Annotated in this window: 16 protein-coding genes; 4 read left to right on the top strand and 12 right to left on the bottom strand. The window is 66.6% G+C overall.

The window, feature by feature from the left end; genetic code table 11:
• Window positions 1–21: 21 nt before the first annotated feature.
• Window positions 22–2,442 carry a phosphoketolase family protein gene (locus ACVWWN_RS23205; protein WP_457145943.1) on the bottom strand — a complete coding sequence of 807 codons (2,421 nt, stop codon included), beginning with the start codon at window positions 2,440–2,442 and terminating at the stop codon, window positions 22–24.
• Window positions 2,443–2,526: 84 nt separating this feature from the next.
• Between ACVWWN_RS23205 and ACVWWN_RS23200 the strand changes: the two genes are divergently transcribed.
• Together ACVWWN_RS23200 and ACVWWN_RS23195 are read left to right on the top strand one after the other, a co-directional pair.
• Window positions 2,527–4,920, top strand: coding sequence for a CoA transferase (locus ACVWWN_RS23200; RefSeq protein WP_457145942.1), 2,394 nt, complete (start codon window positions 2,527–2,529; stop codon window positions 4,918–4,920).
• Between the two features lie 4 nt (window positions 4,921–4,924).
• The gene (locus ACVWWN_RS23195; protein WP_457145941.1) at window positions 4,925–6,400 is read left to right on the top strand and encodes an acetyl-CoA acetyltransferase; all 1,476 of its coding nucleotides are present in this window, start codon (window positions 4,925–4,927) and stop codon (window positions 6,398–6,400) included.
• 525 nt (window positions 6,401–6,925) lie between these two features.
• Here ACVWWN_RS23195 and ACVWWN_RS23190 read toward each other — a convergent pair.
• From ACVWWN_RS23190 to lon, 7 genes are all read right to left on the bottom strand, one after another.
• Window positions 6,926–7,519 (bottom strand): hypothetical protein, encoded by a 594-nt coding sequence (locus ACVWWN_RS23190; RefSeq protein WP_457145940.1) that lies wholly within the window; start codon window positions 7,517–7,519, stop codon window positions 6,926–6,928.
• A 46-nt stretch (window positions 7,520–7,565) separates the two neighbouring features.
• Window positions 7,566–8,801: an NAD(P)/FAD-dependent oxidoreductase gene (locus ACVWWN_RS23185; RefSeq protein ID WP_457145939.1), complete on the bottom strand. Its 1,236-nt coding sequence runs from the start codon at window positions 8,799–8,801 to the stop codon at window positions 7,566–7,568.
• A gap of 302 nt (window positions 8,802–9,103) precedes the next feature.
• Window positions 9,104–9,835: a DUF72 domain-containing protein gene (locus ACVWWN_RS23180; RefSeq protein WP_457145938.1), complete on the bottom strand. Its 732-nt coding sequence runs from the start codon at window positions 9,833–9,835 to the stop codon at window positions 9,104–9,106.
• The gene (locus ACVWWN_RS23175; protein ID WP_457145937.1) at window positions 9,832–10,479 is read right to left on the bottom strand and encodes an endonuclease; all 648 of its coding nucleotides are present in this window, start codon (window positions 10,477–10,479) and stop codon (window positions 9,832–9,834) included. Before ACVWWN_RS23175 ends, ACVWWN_RS23180 begins: the two co-directional genes overlap by 4 nt.
• A gap of 21 nt (window positions 10,480–10,500) precedes the next feature.
• Window positions 10,501–10,848: a TfoX/Sxy family protein gene (locus ACVWWN_RS23170; RefSeq protein WP_457145936.1), complete on the bottom strand. Its 348-nt coding sequence runs from the start codon at window positions 10,846–10,848 to the stop codon at window positions 10,501–10,503.
• Between the two features lie 30 nt (window positions 10,849–10,878).
• Window positions 10,879–11,904: an LLM class flavin-dependent oxidoreductase gene (locus ACVWWN_RS23165; RefSeq protein WP_457145935.1), complete on the bottom strand. Its 1,026-nt coding sequence runs from the start codon at window positions 11,902–11,904 to the stop codon at window positions 10,879–10,881.
• Window positions 11,905–11,923: 19 nt separating this feature from the next.
• Entirely contained in the window at window positions 11,924–14,254 is a 2,331-nt protein-coding gene (lon, locus tag ACVWWN_RS23160; protein WP_457145934.1) for an endopeptidase La, read from the bottom strand.
• Between the two features lie 96 nt (window positions 14,255–14,350).
• Between lon and ACVWWN_RS23155 the strand changes: the two genes are divergently transcribed.
• Both ACVWWN_RS23155 and ACVWWN_RS23150 read left to right on the top strand, forming a co-directional pair.
• On the top strand, window positions 14,351–14,770 hold the full coding sequence (locus ACVWWN_RS23155) for an SDR family oxidoreductase (protein WP_457145933.1): 420 nt from the start codon (window positions 14,351–14,353) through the stop codon (window positions 14,768–14,770).
• Complete coding sequence (locus tag ACVWWN_RS23150; protein ID WP_457145932.1) at window positions 14,767–15,096, top strand: hypothetical protein; 330 nt, start codon at window positions 14,767–14,769, stop codon at window positions 15,094–15,096. The genes ACVWWN_RS23155 and ACVWWN_RS23150 overlap by 4 nt, the downstream gene beginning before the upstream one ends.
• A 68-nt stretch (window positions 15,097–15,164) precedes the next feature.
• Here ACVWWN_RS23150 and ACVWWN_RS23145 read toward each other — a convergent pair whose 3' ends face one another.
• From ACVWWN_RS23145 to ACVWWN_RS23130, 4 genes are all read right to left on the bottom strand, one after another.
• Window positions 15,165–16,160: an esterase family protein gene (locus ACVWWN_RS23145; RefSeq protein WP_457145931.1), complete on the bottom strand. Its 996-nt coding sequence runs from the start codon at window positions 16,158–16,160 to the stop codon at window positions 15,165–15,167.
• Window positions 16,161–16,372: 212 nt separating this feature from the next.
• Entirely contained in the window at window positions 16,373–17,617 is a 1,245-nt protein-coding gene (locus ACVWWN_RS23140) for an alpha-hydroxy acid oxidase (RefSeq protein ID WP_457149243.1), read from the bottom strand.
• A gap of 12 nt (window positions 17,618–17,629) precedes the next feature.
• Entirely contained in the window at window positions 17,630–19,030 is a 1,401-nt protein-coding gene (locus ACVWWN_RS23135; protein WP_457145930.1) for a mechanosensitive ion channel domain-containing protein, read from the bottom strand.
• Complete coding sequence (locus ACVWWN_RS23130; protein ID WP_457145929.1) at window positions 19,027–21,201, bottom strand: adenylate/guanylate cyclase domain-containing protein; 2,175 nt, start codon at window positions 21,199–21,201, stop codon at window positions 19,027–19,029. The genes ACVWWN_RS23135 and ACVWWN_RS23130 overlap by 4 nt, the downstream gene beginning before the upstream one ends.
• Window positions 21,202–21,215: the final 14 nt, after the last annotated feature.

Raw genomic sequence — 21,215 nt, 5'->3', positions numbered from 1 at the left:
AGTGTACCGGCGGTTGTGCCCTCAATCCTCGCCGCGCGTTTCCTGAGATAGCGATTGGGCCTGCTCCGAGGCGTAATCAGAGTTCCATGTCCATCCGGAGATCTGCGGGTCGTCCTCGCCGTGTTCACGGGTGTAGCGCCGGGCCGCCAGGCGGGCGTCGAGCATCCGCTGTCGCAACACCGCGGCCCGGTCGGCCAGTCCGGCCACCCGGTCGATGACGTCGATGACGAGGTGGAAGCGGTCGAGGTCGTTGAGCATGACCATGTCGAACGGCGTGGTGGTGGTGCCCCGTTCCTTGAAACCACGTACATGCAACTGGGCGTGGTTGGACCTGCGGTAGGTCAGCCGGTGAATCAGCCACGGATAGCCGTGATAGGCGAAGATCACCGGCCGGTCCGTGGTGAACAACGAGTCGAACTCGTGGTCCGACAGGCCGTGTGGGTGCTCGGTGTCGGGCTGCAGCCGCATGATGTCGACGACGTTGATCACCCGTACCTTCAGGTCGGGCAGTTCCCGGCGCAGGATGTCGGCAGCGGCCAGCGTCTCGAGCGTCGGGATGTCGCCCGCGCAGGCCAGCACCACATCGGGTTCAGCGGCGGTGTTGCTCGCCCACTCCCAGATGCCGAGGCCGCGGGTGCAGTGCGCGATGGCGTCGTCCATGTTCAGGTACGTCAGGGCCGGCTGCTTACCCGCCACGATGACGTTGACGTAATGCCTGCTGCGCAGGCAGTGATCGGCGACTGAGAGCAGCGTGTTGGCATCGGGAGGCAGGTACACGCGGACCACCTCCGGCCGCTTGTTGGCCACGTGGTCGATGAATCCGGGGTCCTGATGTGAGGCGCCGTTGTGGTCCTGGCGCCAGACATGGGACGTGAGGAGGTAATTCAGCGAGGCAATCGGGCGTCGCCACGGCAATTCCCTACTGCTGGTCAGCCATTTGGCGTGCTGGTTGAGCATCGAGTCGACGATGTGCACGAACGCTTCGTAACAGTTGAACAGCCCGTGTCTGCCCGTGAGCAGGTAACCCTCGAGCCAGCCCTGGCACATGTGCTCGGACAGCACCTCCATCACCCGGCCGTCGGGTGCGAGGTTCTCGTCGTCCGACCCGATCTCGGCCAGCCACGCCTTATCGGTCGCCTCGAACACCGCCGAGAGCCGGTTGGAGGCCGTTTCGTCGGGGCCCATCACCCGGAACCGGTCGGAATTGCGGGTGATGACGTCGCGCAGGAAAGTCCCGAGCACCCGGGTGGCCTCGGCGGTTTCGGTCGCGGGCTGGTTCACCGCGACCGCGTAGTCGGGAAACGGCGGCAGGTCCAGATCCCGCAGCAGCAGGCCACCGTTGGCGTGCGGATTTGCGCTCATCCTCCGCGTCCCGGAGGGCGCCAAAGCACGCAGTTCGGGGTTGAGCGCGCCGTTGGCGTCGAACAGCTCTTCTGGCCGGTAACTGCGCAGCCACGACTCCAGCGCTGCCCTGTGCTCCGGGTTGGTCCGCGTCTCCGACAGCGGGACCTGATGTGACCGCCAGGTGCCCTCGACCTTGTTGCCGTCCACCACTTTCGGACCCGTCCAGCCCTTCGGGGTGCGTAACACGATCATCGGCCACAGCGGCCGGCCCTCCTCGCCGTCCAGCCGCGCCGCCCGCTGAATCGCCGCGATCTGGTCGAACGCCTCATCGAGTGCGGTCGCCATCTGCTGGTGCACGTTGACCGGATCGTCACCGGCCACCGTGATCGGCCGGTAGCCGTAGCCGTTGAGCAACGACTCGAGCTCGTCGGCCGGAATCCTGGCCAACACCGTCGGGTTGGCAATCTTGTAGCCGTTGAGGTGCAGGATCGGCAGGACCGCACCGTCGGTGACGGGGTCGAGGAATTTGTTGGAATGCCAGCTTGCCGCCAGCGGGCCGGTCTCGGCTTCGCCGTCGCCGATGACGCATGCCACGACCAGGTCGGGGTTGTCGAATGCCGCACCATACGCATGCACCAGGGCGTAGCCGAGTTCGCCGCCTTCGTGAATCGAGCCGGGGGTGTCCGCCGCAACATGGCTCGGAATCCCACCCGGAAATGAGAACTGGCGGAATAGCTTTCGCAGCCCTTCCGCGTCCTCCTCGATTCCGGTGTACACCTCCGAGTAGGTGCCCTCCAGATAGGCATTGGCCACCAGTCCCGGGCCACCGTGTCCGGGTCCGGTGACGTAGATGACGTTGATGTCGCGGTCGCGGATGACGCGATTCAGGTGGGCGTAGATGAGATTGAGACCGGGCGTCGTGCCCCAGTGCCCGAGCAGTCGCGGCTTGACGTGTTCGGACGCCAAGGGCTCGTGCAGCAACGGGTTGTCCAGGAGGTAGATCTGGCCGACCGACAAATAGTTGGCCGCGCGCCAGTACGCGTCGACCAGGTTCAGTTCGTCGCCGGACAACATCGGGGAGAGGGCCTGGCTCGTCATGAAGGCATTATCGTCTCGTCGGGTGAACAGCAGGTGAGGCCTTAGTACCCGAATGCCCGGGTACTAAGCACTAGCCTGGCGGTCGTGCTGGGAGTGGAAGAAACGACTGCCGGACCGTCGAACAGCGGGTTGCTGGCGCACGTGCGCGTGCTGGATGTCGGTATTGGCGAATCCGACGGTGTGGGCCGACTTTTCGCCGACCTGGGCGCCGACGTGCTGAAAGTGGAGCCGCCGGGTGGCAGCCCCGGGCGCCGGACGTCACCCCGTGTCGCAGGCGTCAGCGTCCCGTTCCTACTGGACAATGCGAACAAACGTCTCACCGTGCTTGATCCGGCGGATGCCGCCGACCGCGATCGGTTGATCGCGCTGGCTGGGGACGCCGACATCCTCGTCGACGGCGGCGACCCCGGTGGCACGGCCGCGTTCGGCACATCGTGCGCCGCGCTCGCCGAGCGGTTCGCCCACCTGGTCGCGCTGTCGGTCACCGATTTCGGCGCCGCAGGACCACACGCGCGGTGGCGGGCCACCGACGCCGTGCTGTACGCGATGTCCACCGCGCTCTCGCGGACGGGTCCGACAACCGGGACACCTGTGCTGCCGCCTTACGGAGTCGCCTCGGCGACGGCCGCAGTCCAGGCCACCTGGGCGGCGCTGGTCGCCTACTACCATCGATTGCGTTATGGCAGAGGCGAGTACATCGACTTCTCCCGTTTCGAGGCGGTCGTTCAGTCGCTCGACCCGCCGTTCGGTTCCGAGGGTCAGGCGGCCGTCGGCCAGAGGCAGTCCAGCCAGCTGTGGCGCGGCCGGCCGCGCAATCAGCAGATCTACCCGACATTTCCGTGCCGGGACGGCCACGTCCGGATCTGTGTGCTGTCCTCACGTCAATGGCAAGGGATGCGGGCCTGGTTGGGGGAGCCCGAGCAGTTCGCCGACCCGAAGTTCGAGACCATCGCGGCCCGCTACGCGGCGTCCGCCGAACTCAACGCGGCGATCGCCGACCTGTTCGCACCGCAGACGATGGCCGAGTTGGTGGAACAGGGGCAGGAGCGGGGGGTTCCCATCGCGGCGGTACTCACCCCGGCGGAGGCGATGTCCTCCGAGCACTTTTGGGACGTCGGTGCGCTGACCGACACGGAGATCGCGCCCGGGACACACGTCATGGTGCCGGTGGGCGCCTTCGTCGTCGACGGCCGACACCGCGGCTATGTCGGGGGTGCGCAAGTCGACGAGCCGGCCTGGGTATCAGAACGACTTGCCCCGGTGACCGCCGGTGACAGATCCGCGATGCGACGTCCGTTCGACGGTCTGCGCATCCTCGATCTCGGTGTCATCGTCGCGGGCGGGGAACTGGGCCGGCTGTTTGCCGACCTCGGCGCCGAGGTCATCAAGATCGAGAGCGCCACGTATCCCGATGGGTTGCGTCAGACGGCGCCGGGCCAGGCGATGAGCAGATCCTGGGCGCTGACGCACCGCAACGAGTACGGCCTCGGTCTGGACCTGCGGAATCCATCCGGTGCCGATCTTTTCGGCCGCCTGGTGGCCAAGGCCGACGCGGTGTTCGCCAACTTCAAACCGGGCACGCTTGCCTCACTGGGCTTTTCGTATGACCGGTTGTACGAGATGAACCCACGCATCGTCCTCGGCGAGAGCAGTGCCTTTGGCGCCACCGGCCCCTGGAGCGCCCGCATGGGTTACGGCCCCCTGGTCCGCGCAACCACCGGTATCGCCCGGCTGTGGACGTCGGCAGATGCCGAAGCCGCCGAACCAGGCAGGTTCTACGACGCCACCACGATTTTCCCCGATCACGTTGTCGCCCGCATCACGGCGATCGCCACGCTCGCCGCTCTCATCGCGCGCGACCACACCGCAACCGGTGCACACGTGCATATTTCGCAGGCCGAGGTCGCGGTGAACCAGCTTGCCGCCACCTACGTCGCGGACGCTGCGCGCGTGGCGGGGCTGACGGTGACCGATGACGGGGCGGTCCATGCGGTCTACCCGTGCGACGGCGACGACGAGTGGTGTGTCATCTCGGTGCGCACCGAGGCTGATCGCGCCGCAGTGGCCGCCGCCATGGCACGCGAAGCACTGCCCGCCGACCGTGCCGGCCTCATCGCTGCGGTATCGCAGTGGACGGCGGGCAAGGACAAGGCGGCGATCGCGGATCAGCTACAGCGGCTGGGCGTGCCTGCGGGCCCGATGAACCGGGCGGTCGACGTGCAGAATGATCCGCAGATCGTGTTCCGGGGGCTGTACACCGAACTGATGCATCCGCTTTTCGACGCGCCGATGTCCAGCGAGACGGGCCCGGCCCCGTATCAACGCATCCCGCGCTCGGAGCTGCGGCCGGCGCCGATGCCGGGTGAGCACACCCGCGAGATCTGTCAGAAGGTGCTGGTCCTGGACGCCGCAGAAACCGAGAGTCTGATCGCAGAAGGCGCCCTTTTCACCGCCCGGCCCGACGGACCGGCGGACTAGAGGAATGCCCCTCGACCCCCGAACACCGGTGTTGATCGGCTATGGCCAGGTGAACCAGCATGACGACAATCCCGCGGTGGAGCCTGTCGATCTGATGGTCGCCGCGGCCCGGGCCGCCGCCGATCCCCGGGTGCTGGAGGCGGTCGACTCGGTGCGGATCGTCAACCTTCTGTCGTGGCGCTACCGGGATGCCGGGCTGCTGCTGGCGCAGCGCGTCCGCGCCAAGAACGCGGGCACCGTCTACACAGGTGTCGGCGGCAACGTGCCGCAGTCACTGGTCAACCAGGCCTGCCTGGACATCCAGGCCGGACGCACCGATGCGGTGCTGATCGCCGGCGCCGAAACCTGGCGTACCCGAACCCGGTTGCGGGCGAGCGGAGCCAAGCCCGCATGGACCAGCCAGGACGAGTCCGTGCCGATGGCCGTGGCCGCCGATGACAGTGTGCCGATGGCCGGGCCCGCGGAGATCCGGATCAAACTGGACCGTCCCGCTTATGTCTACCCGTTGTTCGAGCAGGCGGTGCGGATCGCGGCGCAGGAGTCACCCGACCACCACCGCCGCCGAATCGGCGAACTCTGGTCGCAGTTCAGTGCGGTGGCCGTCGGTAATCCGCATGCCTGGAGCCGTGAACCCCTTGCGCCTCATCAGATCTGGCAGTCCGGACCACGCAACCGGATGATCAGCTGGCCCTATACCAAGCTGATGAACTCCAACAACATGGTGGATCAGGGTGCCGCACTGGTGCTGACATCCGTGGACAAGGCGACGTATCTTCAAATTCCCAAGGACCGTTGGGTGTTTCCATATGCGGGCACCGACTCTCACGACACGTATTCGATCGCGGAGCGCTTGGAGTTCCACCGCTCACCAGCCATCAAGATCGCGGGGAAGCGGGTGCTGGAACTGGCCGGTGCGGGCGTGGACGAGATCGAGCTGATCGACCTCTATTCGTGCTTCCCGTCGGCGGTTCAGGTCGCCGCCGACGCACTCGGGCTTCCGGTGGGCGACCCCGCCCGGCCCCTCACCGTCACCGGTGGGCTGACGTTCGCCGGCGGCCCGTGGAACAACTACGTGACCCACTCCATCGCCACGATGGCCGAGCGGCTGGTCGCCGACCCGGGCCGGCGCGCATTGATCACCGCCAACGGCGGCAATCTCACCAAGCACAGCTTCGGCATCTACGGCACGGAGCCACCCGGTAACGAATTCCGTTGGGAAGACGTCCAGTCCGTCGTCGACCGGGAGCCCACCCGGCGAGCCGCGGTGGAGTGGGCCGGGGTGGGCACCGTCGAACCGTGGACGACGCCGTTCAACCGGGACGGCACGGCCGAGAAAGCCTTCCTCGCGGTCCGCACGCCCGACGACTCCCGCGCGCTGGCGGTGATCACCGACGCGTCGGAGGCACAAGCCACTGTCCGCGACGATATCGCGGGCACGAAGATCCAGGTCAACGATGATGGAACCGCCGCGCTGCTGTAACGGTCAGTCCAGATCCGCCAGCAGCATGTCGACTCGCTGGCGGACGACCGTCGGTGTACGGGCCGACGACCGCGTGCACCCGGCCCGGCGGCACCAGCGCGTACGAATGGGAACCAAGGGCGGTGTCAACCAACCCGGGACACAGCACTGTCGCACCCAAACACGCTGAGACGGAGCGCACCACACCCATCGGCTTGATGTCGACCATCCACCTCCACGTCTCGGGGCGCTGCTCCCAGACCGGTGATTGCTCGCCGACCACACCGGCGTTGTTGCAGACAAGGTCCACCGGCCGAATCGCTCGACGGTTTCGCCGGCGACGGCGTCCACGTCGGCCTCGACACCGACGTCGGCGCGTACCCCCGCCACCCGGCCTGGACAACGCGTCGACCGCGACCGGTATCGCGTCCTCGCGGATAACGGCGATCATCACGTTGACGCCGCGGCCCACCAGCGCGTCGGCGAGTGCGAATCAGATTCCGCTGGCTCCGCCGGTCACCACGGCGACCTGCCCCGCCTCGATCTTCATGGTGCGTTCACCGGCACGCTGGTGTACTGCGGCGACATCCCCGATTCCGCCGAAAAGGTGAAGCCCTTGCCGCTCAACTCACTCATGCAGGACACGCCGATTTCCTGGACGTTGCACCGGAATCCCGCGGCGGCCAGGATGCGATTGAACGGCAGCACTGTGGCCGGTCCGGTGTCGAGCCAGAATTCGGGCCTGTCCATGGCGACGAACTGCGGGTCGCCCTCGCGGTCGATCATGATCGCGTTCGGCGTGGTGTCTTCGCCCGTCGGGTCGGCGACGGTGGCCGGTTCGTCCGGGAGGTTCAGGCCGGACTGCCAGTTGCTGGCCGCCTGGCAGCCCGCCTTGTCGCGCGGCACGATCGCGCAGCGCCACTTGCCGCTCGGCGTGGTGAAGTAGTAGACCGCGCGATCGTCGACGTGCGCGACGTAGTCGAACGCGTTGACGAGATGCGCGTTGTCGGCCGGCGCCGAGGGCGGTGGCGCCGCTGTCGGTGCGCCGCTCGGCACCGGCGGTTCTCCGGTGTTCACGATGCGTTCTCCAGAGCAGCCGGCGACGAGCACGGCAACTGCAATGGCTGGGATCCGGGTCATGGCACGCATATCAGCCACCAAGGGTGCCGGATCTCTCTGTCGCGGCTCAGTGGGGGGTCAGTTCACCGAGCGCCTGCTTCGGGTCGGCCAGCCGGCCTGGTTCGATCGGGGCGCGCGAGCGCACCAGCGCCTTGACGTCGTCGAGCACATCCCAGACGTTGACGTTCATTCCGGCCAGCACCCGGTTGTCGCCGTCGAGCCAGAACGCCACGAACTCCCGGCCGTCCACGTCACCGCGGAACACCACCCGGTCGTAGGCGGGCGCGTATCCGACGTACTCCATGCCCAGGTCGTACTGGTCGGTGAAGAAGTAGGGCAGTTCGGCGTAGTTTTGTGGTCTGCCCAGCATCCCGGCCGCCGCGACCACGGGCTGCTTGAGCGCGTTGGCCCAGTGTTCGGTGCGGATGCGGGAGCCGAACAACGGGTGCTCGGCCGCCGCGATGTCACCGACGGCGAAGATGTCGGGATCGCTGGTGCGCAGCGATGCGTCGACGAGTACGCCGCCATCGCCCATGGCCAGACCGGCCTGCTCGGCCAGCGCGACGTTGGGCTGGGCGCCGACCGCGACGAGCACCGCATCGGCGGCGACTTCGGAGCCGTCACCGAGCTTCAGCCCGGTGGCGGTGCCGTCGCTCGTCATGATCTCGTCCACCGCGGCGCCCACGCGTAGGTCCACGCCGTGCTCTCGGTGCAGGCGGGCGAACACCTCGCCGACCTCACGGCCGAGCGCACCCATCAACGGCACCTCGGCCATCTCCACCACGGTGACGTTGACCCCCCTGGCGCGTGCTACGGCGGTCACCTCGAGCCCGATCCAGCCGGCGCCGATGACCGCCAGCGAAGATCCCTCCGGCAGAGCCGAATTCAGTGAATCGGCGTCGTCGACGGTGCGCAGATAATGCACACCGGCGGCATCGGCGCCGGGGATGGGAGGACGGCGTGACCGGGACCCGGTCGCCAGCAACAGTTTGTCGTAACCGACGGTGTCGCCGTCGGGCAGCGACACGGTGTGGCCCTTCGGGTCGACCGCCGACACCTCGGTGCCCATTCGCAACTCGACGTTGTGGTCGCGGTACCAGGCGGAGGATGCGGCGGCGAAGTCGCCGAAACTCTTGTTTCCGGCCAGATAATCCTTGGACAGCGGCGGACGCTCGTAGGGTAGCCGCTCCTCCGCAGCGAACAACACGATGTGGCCGTCGAAATCTTTGTCGCGCAATGCTTCTGCGGCCTTGGCGCCGGCAAGACCACCGCCGACGATGGCGAATGTGGACGACGTTGTCATGTCGAATCAGCGTACTCGCGTTGAGGTCTCAGAGGGGTGATGCACGCTTTCCGGAACCGGCAGCAATCCCCCTGGTAGAGGAGGCGGACCAGCCTTGGTGGGCAAACAACCCCGAGATCGAGGCCCTCCAGCACGAGCTCTCGACGAGATCATGGTGTTGAGCGCGACGAGCCTGAATCTGACACGCCCGACCCGGTAGTCCAGGTATTACTCAGCGGTGGGAGCGGCGGAGACGGTGGCGCTCACGTGGAGTGGCATCGGCCAGATCCTCGGGGTTTCGCGGCAGCCGCTGCACCGAAAGTTCAGTCGCCGGACGCCACCATCTCCTTGAGCGTGCGCGCATTCCGGACGGCGTGCCCGCCCAGGTCGTTGTTGAAATAGACGAGAACGCGGCGCCCTTCCCGCTGCCATCCGAGCACCCGGCCCGCCCATCGCCGCAGCTGGTCCTCTGGATAGGACCCCTCGTACATCGAGTCCTGATCGGGGCCGTGCAGGCGGACATACACCAGATCGCTCGTGGCGCGCGGCACGCAGCGCAGCCGGGCACCGCTCATCACCACATACGCGGCATTGTGGCGTTCGAGAATGGCGTAGACGATCTCGTCGTCCCAGGACGAATGCCGTAGTTCCATCGCCACCGGAATCCCGTCCGGCATCACCTCGAGGAAGTGTTGGAGCCGCTCGTCATCGCGCTCCAAGTCCGGATGCGACTGGACCAGCAGCGCTTCGCGCCGGTCGCCGAGGGCGTTCCAGCACCGCTCGAAGCGCTCTACCCACGGCTCCGGCGAACGCAGCCTGCGGTAGTGCGTCAGCCCCCGATGCGCCTTCACCGACATCGTGAATCCCTCGGGCAGCCGCTGCCGCCAGCCGGCGAAGGTGGCGTCCTTCGGCCAGCGATAGAAGCTGGCGTTGAGCTCGACGGTGTCGAACTCCTCCACGTACCGTGCCAGCCGCTTGGCAACCGGCAACCCCGGCGGGTACAACACGCCGGCCCAGTGGTCATAGGACCAGCCGGAGGTACCGATGCGGATCACGACGACTGCAGTACTTTGTCCCGCAGCCCGTCGTCGAGGGAAACCCGAACGAGGGCCGCCGCCAGCGTCGCGTTGGAACGCGGTGCGAGTGCGCTCAACTTGTCGGCGCCGGCGGGCAATCCGAGCACCTTGGCGGTGTCGAGAACACGTCGGTCGAAGTACGGCCGCGCCCATGTCCACACGTCCTGGACCTCGCGCAGGAAGATATCGGCGCCCGTCTCGCCGATTCCCTTGAACTGCTGCAGAAGTCGGGATGCCGCCTTCACCTCTTCGGATGCGGTACGCGCCAGCCCACGCAGGTCGTCGTCATATGTCTCATGGAGCGCGTCGGCGATTTCGGTGAGCCGGGTCGCCGAACTCTCGTCGTATCGTGCGTAGCCGGCCCGGCCGAAGGCGTCGATCATGGTCTGCCGTTCGGCCTCTCGGACTGCCCGCGGGGTTCGCAGGCCCGCCGCAAACAGTTCGCGAGCCGCGGCCACCGCGACGTCAGCGCTGATGGGCTTGCTGGCCAGCATGCACAGCGTCAGCAGCTGGAAGAGCGGCATCGGCTTATCTTTGAGCGTGATCCCGGCGGCATCGGCGTAGCTGGTGCCTGCCACCTCAAGCAGGCGCCGCACCAGCGCTTCGGGTGCCGACTTCTTCACCTGTACCGGCGTACCCGCGGTTCAGGCACGGAAACGTCTTTTGTCGGCCAGCCCCTTGGCGTGGTCGACGCCGCGGCTGACCCAGGACTGAAGCTGGCGCTTGGTCTTCACACCATCGACGGAGACGCGCAGCCAGCCACGCGTCTCACGGCCCGCCATCACCATCGGCTGAACGTGATCACGGGTCAGCAGCTTCTCAGTTTGATCCGGCGGCACCCGCACCATCAGCCCGCCTCGGCTGCTGACCGCCACCGACATATTGCCGTTGATGAGGAATGCCAGGCCGCCGAAGATCTGCTTTTCCTCGACGCCGCGCTCAGCGGCGATCAATTCGCGGATGCGATCTGCCAGCGCAGTGTCGTACGCCATCAGACGACAGTATCGCGGGCAACCGACAGGTCACCGGTTTGCCGGACTCCATCCCAGTTTGGGCCCGAGCTTCTCGGCGAGGTCGGTGATGATCTGGAGGTAGTCGTCTTCGGCGAAACTGAATGGCAAAGCGAAGGCGACTTCGTTCGCGCGCTGGAATCCCGCGTGAGCGTGCAGCGCCTCGGCCAGTTCATCGGAGGTGCCGACGAAGTCGGGGGAGAAGAGCATGCCGCGTGGGCCTTGCGGCGACTTGGTCCGCTCGAAGCGACTCGCCGCGTAGGCACGGTACTTGTCGATCTGCGCCGGCGACGCCGAGTCGGTCGGGATCACCACGAGACCGTGGCTGACCCGTGCGGTGTCCGGATGCGGATGGTGCGCACGGAAAGCATCGATGTACTCGGCCTGGATGGTCGCGAAGTCGCGGGAGTCAGTGCCGTCGATGCTGACGACCGAACTCGTCAGGTAGTTGATGCCCTGCCGCCCGGCCCAGACCGCCGACGACAGCCCACCTCCATACCAGACCCGGTCGGCGAGGCCCGGCGAGTGCGGCTGGATGTAGTCGGTGAACTGTTCGATACCGACGGTGCCCGCGAAATCGCTGACCTTTGCGCCGCGCAGGTAGTTCAGCAGCCGCACGACGCGCTCCTTCGAGAAATCCTCCGCTTCGTGCGTCGTCGGGTACAACGACTCCTTGTAGTGGTCGTAGAGCATCGGCGTGCCCACCGACACCCCGGGGTTGATCCGCCCGCCAGACAGAATGTCAACGGTGGCAAGATCTTCGGCCAACCGGAACGGGTTCTCCAAGCCCAGTGGAATCACCGCGGTGCCCAGTTCTATGCGGGTGGTCCGCTGGCTGGCCGCGGCCATGATCGCCACCGGAGAGGAGATGCCCGGCTGTAGATGCCGGCACCGCAGCCAAACGCTGTCGAATCCGAGCGTCTCGGCCTGTTCGATGACCCGGAGGGTCTCCTCGATTCCCGGCGCCGGATCGGCCGCATCGAAGCGGCCGATGGTCAAGAACCCGAGCTTGCCCAGGGGCTGTCCGCGAACCGGCATTTGCTGGTCACCTTCCCGGTCAGGCGGCCGCGGTGGCCGTCGCAGCCGCAGGCTCCAGCGCCTGCGCGACGATCTCCGCGACATCCGTCATCGGCCTCACATCCAGCGCCTCGAGCACCTCCGCCGGCACATCGTCCAGGTCGGGCTCATTGCGCTGCGGAATGAAAACCGTTGACAGGCCGGCACGTTGGGCGGCCAGCAGCTTCTGCTTGACCCCGCCGATCGGCAGCACCCTACCGTTCAAGGTCACCTCGCCGGTCATCCCGACGTCGGAGCGAACCTGACGCCCGGTGGCCATCGAGACCAGCGCCGTCACCATCGTCACGCCGGCCGACGGGCCGTCCTTGGGCACCGCACCTGCGGGCACGTGCACGTGGATCCGGCGGTCGAGCGCCTTCGGATCGACACCCAACTGCTCGGCATGCGAACGGACGTAGGACAGCGCGATCTGCGCCGACTCCTTCATCACGTCACCGAGTTGACCCGTCAGCTGCAGCCCGGGTTCACCGTCGGTCGCCCCGGCCTCGATGTAGAGCACATCGCCGCCGAGACCCGTCACGGCCAGCCCGGTCGCGACACCGGGCACCGCGGTCCGTTCGGCGGACTCGGGCGTGAAGCGCGGACGGCCCAGGTAGGCAACGAGATCCGGCTCGTCGATGGTCAACGCCTCCGGCGAGTCAGCGAGCTTCGTGGTGGCCTTGCGCAGCGCCTTGGCCAGCAACCGCTCGAACTGCCGAACCCCCGGCTCCCGGGTGTAATCCGCGGCGATCTTGCGAAGCGCGGCGTCGGTCACCGCCACTTCATCGGCCGTCAGTGCCGCCCGCTCCGCCTGCCGGGGCAGCAGGAAGTCGCGCGCGATGGCAACCTTGTCGTCTTCGGTGTAGCCGTCGATCTGCACCAGTTCCATGCGGTCCAGCAGGGCCGACGGAATGTTCTCGATCACGTTCGCGGTCGCCAGGAACACGACGTCGGACAGGTCCAGATCCAGATCCAGATAGTGGTCGCGGAACGTGTGGTTCTGCGCCGGGTCCAGCACCTCCAGCAGCGCCGCGCTCGGGTCGCCGCGGTAGTCCGAGCCCACCTTGTCGATCTCGTCCAGCAGCACAACCGGATTCATCGACCCCGCCTCGCCGATGGCACGCACGATTCGGCCCGGCAGCGCACCCACATAGGTACGCCGGTGGCCACGGATCTCGGCCTCGTCCCGCACACCGCCGAGGGCGACGCGGACGAACTTGCGGCCCAGGGCGCGCGCCACCGACTCGCCCAACGACGTCTTGCCGACGCCGGGCGGACCGGCCAGCACCATGACGGCACCGGAGCCGCGACCGCCGACGACCGCCAGCCCCCGCTGGGAACGCCGGGCCCGCACCGCCAGATACTCCACAATGCGGTCCTTCACGTCCTCGAGGCCGTGGTGGTCGGCGTCGAGGATCTGGCGCGCCGCCTTCAAGTCGGTGGAGTCCTCGGTCGTGGTGTTCCACGGCAGATCCAACACGGTGTCCAGCCAGGTGCGGATCCAGCCGCCCTCCGGGCTCTGGTCACTCGAGCGCTCCAGCTTGCCGACCTCACGAAGCGCCGCCTCCCGGACCTTTCCCGGCAGGTCGGCTTCCTCGATCCGGGTACGATAGTCGGCTGTTCCTCCTGGCCCGTCCGTCCCCTCCTCGCCCAGTTCCCTGCGGATCGCAGCGAGTTGCTGGCGCAGCAGGAATTCCTTCTGCTGCTTGTCCATGCCCTCGCGGACGTCTTCGGCGATCTTGTCGTTGACCTCCACCTCGGCCAAATGCTCGTTGGTCCAGTCGATCAACGCCCGCAGCCGCTCGGCGACATCAGGTGTCTCCAACAGCCGGCGCTTCTGGACCGCGGTCAGGTACGACGCGTATCCGGCCGTGTCGGCCAGCGCCGACGGGTCGGTGAGCTGGTTGACGAAGTCGATGATCTGCCAGGCTTCCCGTCGCTGCAGCATCGCCAGCAGCAACTTCTTGTACTCGGCACCCAGCGTCTTGGTCTCGTCGGCGGCCGGCTCCTCGGTTACCTCGGTCACCTCGACCCAGAGCGCGGCACCCGGCCCGTTCGTCCCGGTGCCGATGTGAGCCCGCCGCTCACCACGGACGACGGCGGCGGCGCCGCCTCCCGGCACCCGACCGACCTGCACGATCGAGGCGATCACGCCGTACGTGGGGTAACGATCATCGAGGCGCGGCGCGATCAGCAGCTTGCCGGACTCGCTGGCTTGAGCCGCGTCGACGGCGGCGCGGGCAGTGTCATCGAGTTCGACCGGGACCACCATTCCCGGCAGTACGATCGGCTCGCTGACAAACAGCACCGGCACTGAGATGGCTTCAGACATCAATCCTCCAAAGTTGAACCTGTTGCGCTCAACCCTGGAACTGGTTCCTTTGTTCCCGGCTTGCCTGGGGAAGCTGCCACCGGCAGTGTTGCGATCGTGACGAACGATCCGATCGACGGCACCGTCGTCGTCATCACCGGTGCCAGCAGCGGCATCGGGGAGGCGACCGCCCGGCTGCTGGCCGCCCGGGGCGCGGCCCTGGTGCTGGGTGCCCGCCGCAGCGAACGACTCGAGGCGATCGCCGGTGGACTGCGCAGCGACGGCGCGCGCATCCTGACCCGGGTTACCGACGTCGCCCGGCCCGACGCGGTGGAGCACCTGGTCGGCGCGGCGGCCGACGAGTTCGGGCGGCTCGACGTGCTGGTCTCCAATGCCGGCATCAGCAAGATCGGGCCGATGGGCACCGGCGACGTGGCCGCGTGGTCATCGATGATCGACGTCAACCTGCGTGGCGTCCTCAATGGCATTGCGGCGGCCACACCGATCTTCCGCCAACAGTCCATGGTCATTTCGTGACGACCATCTCCACCGCGGGGCTGAAGATCATGCCCGGGATGGGCTTGTATGCGGCGACCAAGAACGCGGTTCGCACGATCATGGAGACACTGCGGCAGGAGTCGACCGACGGGGTCATCCGCACCACGTCAAATCTCTCCGGGCTTCGTCGACACCGAGCTCGACGCCTCGATCGACGACCCGGCGCTTCGCGCCGAAATCCGTTCTCGAATGGACAGCTTCGGCCTGCCCGCGGATGCGGTCGCGGGGCCATCGCCTTGGCGATCGAACAGCCGCACGACGTCGAGATCGGCGATCTGACCATCCGCTCCACGGCGCAGGGCTGACAACTGTCAACAGCAGGAAGCCTGCCGTTCGGGGGTAACGGCAGGCTTCCTGGTTGTGGGTGGGTCGTTTATGCGGCGGCTTGCGCGCCCAGCACCCTCTGGATATCCGGCATCATCTGCTGCAGCTGCTGACCCCAGTAGCCCCAGCTGTGCGTGCCGTTGGCCGGGAAGTTGAACACCCCGTTGGTGCCGCCGGCGGCGACGTAGTTGTCCTTGAAGGTGACGTTGGTGCGCAACGTCAGGCCTTCGAGGAACTGCGCGGCCATCAGGTTGCCTCCGCCGCCGGAGGTGTCGAGTTCCGAAGGAGTACCGCTACCGCAGTAGACCCAGACCCTGGTGTTGTTGGCCACCAGCTGACCGATGTTGACCATCGGGTCGTTGCGCTTCCAGGCCGGGTCGGTGGACGGTCCCCACATGCTCTCGGCGTTGTAGCCGCCGGCATCGTTCATCGCCAACCCGATCAGCATCGGCCACCAACCCTCGGAGGGATTGAGGAAGCCGGACAGCGACGCGGCGTAGATGAACTTCTGCGGGTAATAGATCGAGTACGTCAGCGCGGTGCTGCCGGCCATCGAGATACCGACGATCGCGTTTCCGTTCGGCGACACACCCTTGTTCGCCTCCAGCCACGCAGGCAGTTCCTGCGTCATGAAGGTCTCCCACTTGTAGGTGTAGTCCTGACCGTTGCCCCGCGACGGCTGGTACCAGTCGGTGTAGAAGCTCGACTGGCCGCCGACCGGCATCACGACCGACATGCCGGACTGGTAGTACCACTCGAACGCCGGGGTGTTGATGTCCCAGCCGTTGTAGTCGTCCTGGGCGCGCAGACCGTCCATCAGATACACCGCATGCGGTCCGCCGCCCTGGAACTGAATGCGGATGTTGCGATTCATCGACGGGGAGAACACATCCAGATACTCGACGGGTAGACCCGGACGAGAGAACGCCCCCGCGGTCGCCGATCCCCCGGCGAAGCCGATCAGCCCGGGCAGTGCTGTCGCCGCGAAGGCGGCCACCGCCAACCGGCGCAACCACTTACCTCGAAACTTCTCTTTCAACTTCATAACGGCAACCAACCCACCTTTCTCGCGCTTGCCGCACTTTCCGCAACTTTGTGCCGTCGCTTTACGTGAGCTAGCTAAACACGCACAGGGGGTGGGTCCCTGGGCTCAACACTCGTTTGCGATATCGCGGTTGGCTAACGATTCCGACTCGGCGCGGACTCGTGGTGCCCGCCTATCCGCCGTGACCATTGGGAATGAAGTTACAAGTGTGACTAAGCGCGAAGCTCGGACTCGCCGCGGCCGAACCGGTGCAGTTGTGTCACGTGGTCGGGTGTCAGCTCATCGAGAGTTCGCACACCCAGGAGGGCCATCGTGCGAAGGACCTGCCCGGACAGGATCTCGATGGCCCGATCGACACCAGACTCGCCGCCCGCCATCAACCCGTAGAGGTAGGCGCGGCCGACCAGGGTGAACCGTGCCCCCAGCGCGATCGCGGCCACGATGTCGGCGCCGGACATGATGCCGGTGTCCAGCAAAATCTCGGTGGCCCCGCCGAGTTCGCGCGCGACGGCCGGCAGCAGGTGGAACGGCACCGGCGCGCGATCCAGTTGGCGACCGCCGTGGTTGGACAACACCACGCCGTCGACGCCGAGGTCAACCACCGTCCGCGCATCTTCAAGAGTCTGAATACCCTTGACCACCAACTTGTTCGGCCACTGGGACTTGATCCACGCCAGGTCCTCGAACGTCACGGTCGGGTCGAACATGGTGTCCAGGTATTCGGCGACGGTGCCCGGCCAGCGGTCCAACGACGCGAACGACAACGGTTCCGTGGTCAGCAGGTCGAACCACCAGCGGGGACGGGGCATCGCGTCGAGCACGGTCCGCAGCGTGAGCGTCGGCGGAATGGACATGCCATTGCGAGTATCGCGTAAGCGCGCACCGGCGACTGGGACGTCGACGGTGACGAGCAAGGTGTCGAAGCCGGCCGCGGCCGCCCGCTCGACCAGGGCCATCGACCGGTCCCGGTCCTTCCACATGTACAACTGAAACCAATTGCGGCCGTGTGGGTTCGCCGCCTTCACGTCCTCGATGGAACTGGTGCCCAGCGTGGAAAGGGAAAACGGGATCCCGGCGCGAGCGGCAGCGTGGGCGCCGGCGATCTCACCTTCGGTCTGCATCAGCCGGGTGAATCCGGTGGGCGCGATACCGAAGGGCAACGCGACGTGGTCGCCGAGGACCTCGCGGCCGGTGTCCACCTTCGCCACGTCGCGCAGGATCGTCGGGTGGAATTCGATGTCGCGGAATGCGCGCCGGGCCCGCGCGAGGGACAGTTCATCCTCGGCGGCGCCATCGGTGTAGTCGAACGCGGCCCTGGGAGTGCGACGCTTGGCGATGCGGCGCAGGTCGTCGATGGTCAGCGCCGCAGCCAGGCGCCGCTTGGTCGCATTCAGCCGGGGCTTACGAAATCCGATCAGGGGCGCCAGTTCGGCGGGGCGGGGGAAACGTCGCTTCATCGCGCTCACCGGCTATTCACCTGCAGCGGCGAGCGCTCGCCGGGCGCTGGCCCGTCGCTCCTCGATCGCGCGGCCGATGTCCTGTAACAGCACCGGCTTTCGCTCCACCAACTCCTCGATGCGGCGCCGATCGATCTGCAACACTGTCACCTCTTCAAGCGCATACGCTGCCGCGGAGACCGGTTCGCGGGTGAGCGCTGTCTGACCTAGGAAGTCTCCGTTCTCAAGAGTACGCACCGGGACGATCGCGCCGTCGTCGCCCGTCACCACAAGCCGAACCCGGCCGTTGACCACGAAGGACATCCGCTTGGGCACCTGCCCGGCGAATTGGATGTACTCATCCGTCCCGTACCTGGTGACACGCACGTGCGGAACCAGTTCTTCGTGCTCGGTCGGCGTCAATCGCAGGACGGGAGCGATGATCCGCAGAGACTCCTCTATCCGCTCGGCAGTCGCGAACTCGTCGCTTGCGCCATCGAGGTGGAGTCCGCCGCGCCGCGCCGCGTACCACACCCAGCGCAGGAACGTCGCCCTGGCGGCGGCGTCGTCCGCTGGGCTGCGCAGCGGAATCAGCGTCGTGTACTCGGCCTCGCCTGCGGGCCTGCTCGTCGGCGCCGAATCGGGCCGTAGCTGCGGAAGCGTGCCTGCCACCCGCGTCAGCATCCCGCACACGTCGTCCGGCGGGTCGTCCACCGTGAACACCGTGGTGACAGCGAGTGAGTGGGAGCCCGGAGGCCGGCTGAAGTTCGTGAAGGACGCGGCGGCCAACACCGAGTTCGGCATGATCAGCAAGCCGCTGCCGGTGTCGATATGTGTGGCGCGCCAGTTGACTTCGAGCACCCGGCCACTACCGGTGGGCGTCTCTACCCAGTCGCCGAGCTGGAAGGGCTGCTCGAACAGCACGAGCAGGCCGGAGATGATCTGGCCGACCGAGTTCTGCAGCGTCAGGCCGAGCACAATGGACGTGACGCCCAACGCCGTGAACAATCCGCCGATGTGCGCTCCCCAGATGTAAGCCAGCATCACCCCGACACCGACCGCGATCAGTGCGAACCGGGCAACGTCCAGGAAGATCGACGGAACTCGCTTGCGCCAGCTGCCTTCCGGCGCGCCCTGGAACAGGGTGGCGTTCAGCCCCGATAACAGCAGCACCAACACCACGAAGCCGAAGACCGTGGCCACGATGCGGACGGGTGTCGCCTGGCCCGACACCTGCATGGCGGGCACCAGCAGAATGAGCAGGGCGCCGAGCGGCAGGATGTAGTTGCGGATCAGATGGACCGGTCGGGCCAACCCGCTACCGCGGCGCAGTAACCCGTTATGCAGTTCGGTGAGCAGGACCAGGGCCGTGGGAAAGCCCACCGCCACCCCGATCGCCCAGTAGAACCACGGGGCGTCGAGCACGCTGGTCACGGCTGACGCTCCGCGAGCCGCCAGATCGGCTGTTCGTCGCCGTCGACGGTGACCACCCCGGCGGAGGTGAAGCTGCGGCTGCCGCCCATCGCGTCGTACACCCCCGAGGTGACATACACGCCGGCCTGTGGCGACCCACTCTGCACCTGATACGCGAGATTGACCGCCGAACCCCACATGTCGTATGCCAACGTCGACCGGCCAACCAGACCACTGGTCACGGTGCCGGTGTCGATGCCTGCCCGTAAATCCAGGTCGTGCCCGGCCTCGGCGTTGAACCGCTCGATGATTCGCTGCATCTCGACCGCGAAGTCGACGGTGCGACGAACGTTGTCCAGCCGCGGCACGCTCAGCCCGCAGCTGGCCAGGTAACCGTTGTGCAGCGTCCTGATCTGCTCGACGCCGAGGCTTTCTGCGGCCGAGTCAAACTGCTGGGTCAGCCTGTTCACGATCGATAGAAGCTCGTCGGAGCTCAGGGTGGCGGACAGCTCCTCGAGCCCGACGATGTCGGCGAAGATCACCGTCACGTTCTGGTGATCCTGTGCAATCGTCTCCTCGCCCTCCCGGTAGCGCTGCACCACCTGTTCGGGCATGAGCGACAGCATCAGCCGGTCGTTCTCGCGCCGCTGTTCGACGATCAATTCCTCCTTGATCGCGAGGTTGCGGCTCATGTCGTTGAACGCGACGGTCAGGTCCCCGAATTCGTCGCGCGATTGGACGGGCAGCGTGACGCGAAGATCGCCGGAGCTGATCTGTTGCGCGCCGGCTTCGAGTCGGCGGATCGGGCGCACGAACAACCGTGCCAACAGCATCGCGGCCAGGCAGACCACGAAAATGATGCCGGCCGTGGACAATACGAGGGTCCGAGTGAACCTTGCCACTGGGGCGAACGCCTCCGCGGTGTCGATCTTGGCGATGATCGACCAGTTCAACCCGCGCATGTCGAGCGGTGCGTACGCCTGCAGGGTCTCGTGCCCCAGATAGTCGTCTCCGATGGCGGTCCCCGTCTGGCCGCGCTGCGCCAGCCGAGTGGCCTCGTTTTCGACCGGCTGCACCAACGTGGTGCCGTGCTGGCGGAGCGACTCGTCCGCAACATCGGGTGGGGTGCCCGCTTCGATGACATCGCGTTTGAATCTCTCGGGGTCCTGCAGAAACAACCGCGAATCCGAGCGCATCAGGCCGTCGGGGCCGACCAGGAACGTCTCACCGGTGGCGCCCATCCCGGCCTTTTCCCATTGCTGGTCGGCCGTCATCAGCCTGTTGATCTTCGAGATCGGGAACTGTAGCGCCAGCACGCCTTCCACCCGGCCCTGCGGCCCGACCGGCGACATCATCCACGCGGTCGGCTCGTCTGCGGGTTGATAAACGCCGAAGTCGGTGATTCCGACATAATCGACGGCGTTGGACGCCATGGCCTTCTGGTAGGCATCCCGCAGTTCGCCCGCGCGGTAGGGGCCGGTGAGGATGTTGGTACCGAGGTCGACGCCCTTGTAGGCGCTGTAGACGACGTTGCCGCGGGTGTCGAGAAGCAGTGCATCCTCGAATTCGAAGCGCCGCACGATCTCGCGGAAGAAGTCGTTGAACCGGGCATTGGCCGCCGACCAGGCGCTGCCGTCGCGCGCATCGTCGAATTGCAGCGCCTTGTCCCAGTCGTCGAACGGAGCGGTGTAATAGGCCTGCAGATATTTCTGCGCATTCGAACCGGGCAGCAACGCGTCGACGTCGACCTGGTTGCCGGTCTGCTCGGCCTCGGCTTTTTCGAAATTCTTGGAGTAGTAATCGACAATCGACTGCCATTGCCCGGGGTTGATCGTGCTGTCGTTCAGTTGGTCGAATCCGGACGTGAATGCCGCGATCGCCTCGGTGCTCGTCGCACCCCTCGTGTAGACGATCAGAGAATCCTCGAGATCGGCGAACTTCGACTCCAATTGACGCGATTGCGACGACCGGATCTCGGTCAGCCGGTCGAAGACCGAGGCCCGCAACGACGACCGCCCGGACTGATAACCGATGGCGCCCACCACGGCGGCGGACAGGATGCTCGTCACCAGTAGCATCAACAGCAGCTTGCTCTGGATGCTGACCCGCGACAGCATGCGGCGGGGCAACCTTCTGGCCTTCGGTGCCGGCTCCGGCCGGGTCTGCGCTGGCTGTTCGGTGCTTGTGGTCATTGAGTCCAGAAGAT

The organism is Mycobacterium sp. URHB0021, assembly GCF_054057895.1.
This window is presented reverse-complemented; position numbering and strand designations above follow the sequence as displayed.